We start from the raw sequence: 3,843 nt of genomic DNA on the forward strand, positions 1-3,843 counted from the left end.
GTAGGGATATTTTGCCTGAAGTTGAGCGAAAGTTGTTGAAATCATAAATCCTTGAAAAACAATACTATAGGTATCCCAAGAAAAACGGGAATCATCTATTTTGAAATTCCCATCATTTATCAACCTAAAAAATTGTGCATAGAATTAGGTATCTGGTTGCGCAGCATTCCCTCATAAAAGGCTTTTTAAAATTAACAATTAATAATTACCTTTGCTTAAAAGGGATAGGATGAGCAAAAATATTTTTTGTTCTTATTTATTCTTCAAATAATAACCTTTAAACCTTAATTATTCAGTAATATCATGTCCTGATAATTAGTGATAAAAAACTTTCTCCTGTTCTTCCTCTTTATTCTTCTCTCCTGACTCCTGACCCCTGACTCCTGACTCCTCCCAAGTTCTTGACACTCTCAGAAAAATTATGAGATAATTGGAATAAGAATCAAACTATTATCTGAAAATTAATTATTCACAAAATCAGTTTAGGAGGTCTATGTTAAAATACGCAATTGTTGCTTTGATAACCCTGGAGTTAGTCTTGCTAAGTGCATTAGTTAAAGTGCCCGCTAATGCAAATATTAGAGACCCAGAAATTTTTACTTGGGATTATGCGTCTTTAAGTAATACTCAGGTTGTTTGTAAAAAGGTAGTCTTTCATCCTACAAATCGGTGGATACCAGAATCATCAGATATGGATCCTATAAATATTAATTCTGTAGTAGTAAATGATAGTTATTGTTCTAACTTAACTAAACCTGTTTAACATCATGTCCAGATGATTATTCTCATAAAAAACTGTAGGGGTATATTTATAGATCGAGAATGTTCTACTTAACAGAAATATTTATGCTTAAATCTACCCCTATCTCAGATATAGAAAAAAATCAGAGAACAAACTTAAAAAAATTGGAAAACCGGGTTTTTGGTGACATAAATCCGGTTTATCTATATGATGTTATAAAATTATGGTAAAGTTCTTATTGTAGATTATATGAGGTAAAAAAATATGAAATATCGTGTCACTCTTAATCGTAGGGATATAATAGTCGAAGCAGGAAGTAAAGAAGAGGCAGCCGAACAAGCAGCAGGTAAGATTCATCAAGGGGAAAAAATTAACAGGATTAAAGAGGTAGAGTCATCGGAATCTAAGTCTGGCTCTTGGTGGGAAATTTGGTTAGATTAAGTATTGAAGAAGCAAGAAGGAAAAAGGAAGAAGCAAGAATAAAAAAGGAAAAAGTGGATAGCGACAGTGTTCGACAAGCTACTTTGTGTCTACAAACCCCAAGCAATTGTAAACACCGTTTAGATAGCCGGGTATTAAACCCAAAAGAAAAAGATAAATTGACAATATAATAGGGTTTTGCATATTGATTAAGTACATTAACTAGACTACATTTTTGCTCTATATTAAGCCAAAAAATTAAAAGCTAATATCTTACTGCTAATGACTATAATTTAGGCATGAGGTTAAGAGATTTGAGAAAAATTTTATTTTTTCTATTACCCGATCGCCTCCCCCATTTTATAATTGAAATTTACTCTAAAAAGTTGTCATTTGATGGATAATTATACAGCAATAATCAATAATAGATTGAGGTTACTTAACATATATAAAATATCAAAAAAATGTTTCCTAATCATCAAAAAAATTACACAATTTAGCTTAAGTAATTATCATAAAATATCCTCTCTTTCCGGTCTAACAAAAAACTAATTATTAGAATGAAAATTAGCGGCAAACAACAACCTTTAGTTACTGTTTTTTTATTAACCTTGGTAAGTATAGCTTACTGTAGTTTACTGGTGAGTGAAGCAAAAAGTCAAACTCCTAAATTACTATCTCAAAACGAATATCCTCAAGATTTTACGGAGGTTTATCAAGCAAGTTGTAAAATTAATGCTGTGACAAAAGGATTATCAACAGAACAAGCTGAAACGCTATGTGATTGTACCCTGAATCAGTTTCAATCTAAATATACCTTAGAAAAATTTCAGAAATTAATGAACAAAGCAGCAAAGGAGGAAGCGCCAGAAGAATTAATAGAAGTTGGAGAGATTTGTGCTGAAGAGTTAATAAATTAGGTGATATATGTTCAACAATTAATAATTAATAATTAATAATTAATAATTACCTCTCCTTGAAAAGAAGAGGATTGATTCAAAGGAAAATTTTTCTTCTCTTGGTCGATTGGATATGGCGAGGAGACCCGTTCTTGCAGACCCGCTCCGAAGATCGCCATCCCTCAACCGCTTATTATCCCCTTAAAAGGGGAAGCTTTAAACCAAAATTTTTCGGTAATTCAAAAATTAATACTTACAGCATATTTCGGGCAAATGAGGTACAGGGTAAATGATGAAAATATTGTAGTGAGGCAATCTAGCCATCTTCGGGGTGTACCTCACGGGCAACGGGAAGCGCTGTATCTCTGGTGAAAATTATCAGAAAATTATTAAGATTGGCTAATAGGATTTTTGGCGTTGCTGATTTGAGATATGATATCATGTCCGGATAAGAGGGCGAGCAAAAATTTTCTCTTTCTTTATTCCCTCCTGACTCCTGACTCCTGACTCCTGACTCCTAAGTAATTTAAGATTAATATGGTACACTAATTCAGCAACGCTCAAAAATGAAACAATCTACAGCAAAAAATCTACGACAACGCTGGAATATTTCCAGAAGGGCGATCGCTAAACCATGGTTAACTATTTGTTTTTGGTTAAGTGTAGTAATAGCAGGTTTTTTTGCCTTTAGTAGTCTCAAATATGGCTTATTTCCAGAAGTCAGTTTTCCAGTGGTGGTAGTACAAGCAACAGCAAATTTTGACAATACTATCGAAACAGAAACGCAAATTACAACTCCCATCGAAAAAGCTGTTAAAATCCTCGAAACAAAAGGGATGTATGAATTACGCTCCTCAACATATCCAGGTCAAGCAGTTATCAACATAGCTTTTACTACCCTAAACAATTTAAAATCAGCAACAGCAGATGTGGAAACTGCTCTCAAACAAGTACCTCTCCCTCCAGAAACTAATTTAGACATAATCAGTCTTGACCTCAATGAGTCAGCAGCAATTAGCTACGCCATTGTCAGTGACAGTAAGACCCTCAAAGAATTAACTGCCATTGCTCAAAATCAAATTATCCCTACTATTTCAGAATTACCGGAAGTTTTAAAAGTCAACCTACTTGGAGATGCTTCCTTCAAACAAAAAGACACTGACACATCACTCCCTAACACTTTCCCAACTTTAGTCAGTTTCAATCATAAAAATGCCATAGCTTTCCAAGTAGTAAAACGTGCTGATGCCAATACTTTAGAAGCTGTAAGTAAAGTAGAAGCAACTGTAGCAAAAATGCAGTCTGAATTGCCAGAAATAAAACTCGCTTTAGCAGAAACTCAAGCAGACTATATTCAGGAAGCAACCCAAGCTACTATTGATGCTTTATTATTAGCAATTATTCTAGCAGTAGCAGTCATTTTTCCATTCTTGCGGAATTTTTCAGCCACCATAATTACAGCTTTAGCAATACCTATTTCTCTATTAGGTACTTGTATTATCATGGCAATATTTGGATTTAACCTAGAAACTATTACCCTCCTCGCCTTAGCAATAATAATTGGAATCGTTGTTGATGATGCTATTGTAGATGTGGAAAACATTGCCAGACATCTCGAAGCAGGAGAAACTCCCAGACAAGCGGCCATCAATGGTACTGATGAAATAGGGTTAACAGTTGTTGCTTCTACCTGCACTATTGCCGCAGTATTTCTCCCAGTCGCTTTTATGGGAGATACCCTTGGTCAATTTTTTCAACCCTTTGGTTTAACAGTTTCCGCCG

5 protein-coding genes are annotated in these 3,843 nt (G+C 34.3%); all 5 read left to right on the top strand.

Annotation, left to right across the window (positions count from 1 at the left end; translation table 11 throughout):
• Nucleotides 1-493: 493 nt before the first annotated feature.
• Entirely contained in the window at nucleotides 494-763 is a 270-nt protein-coding gene (locus F6K13_RS22855; protein ID WP_124147056.1) for a hypothetical protein, read from the top strand.
• A 243-nt stretch (nucleotides 764-1,006) separates the two neighbouring features.
• On the top strand, nucleotides 1,007-1,183 hold the full coding sequence (locus tag F6K13_RS22860) for a hypothetical protein (RefSeq protein WP_161564687.1): 177 nt from the start codon (nucleotides 1,007-1,009) through the stop codon (nucleotides 1,181-1,183).
• Nucleotides 1,171-1,353, top strand: a complete 183-nt coding sequence (locus F6K13_RS22865; protein ID WP_124147055.1) for a hypothetical protein — start codon at nucleotides 1,171-1,173, stop codon at nucleotides 1,351-1,353. The genes F6K13_RS22860 and F6K13_RS22865 overlap by 13 nt, the downstream gene beginning before the upstream one ends.
• A 369-nt stretch (nucleotides 1,354-1,722) precedes the next feature.
• Nucleotides 1,723-2,082 (top strand): hypothetical protein, encoded by a 360-nt coding sequence (locus tag F6K13_RS22870; RefSeq protein ID WP_124147054.1) that lies wholly within the window; start codon nucleotides 1,723-1,725, stop codon nucleotides 2,080-2,082.
• Nucleotides 2,083-2,627: 545 nt separating this feature from the next.
• On the top strand, nucleotides 2,628-3,843 hold a 1,216-nt coding region (locus F6K13_RS22875; RefSeq protein ID WP_287288485.1), incomplete at its 3' end, for an efflux RND transporter permease subunit.

Source organism: Okeania sp. SIO2B9, from assembly GCF_010672505.1.
Classification (GTDB): domain Bacteria; phylum Cyanobacteriota; class Cyanobacteriia; order Cyanobacteriales; family Microcoleaceae; genus Okeania; species Okeania hirsuta.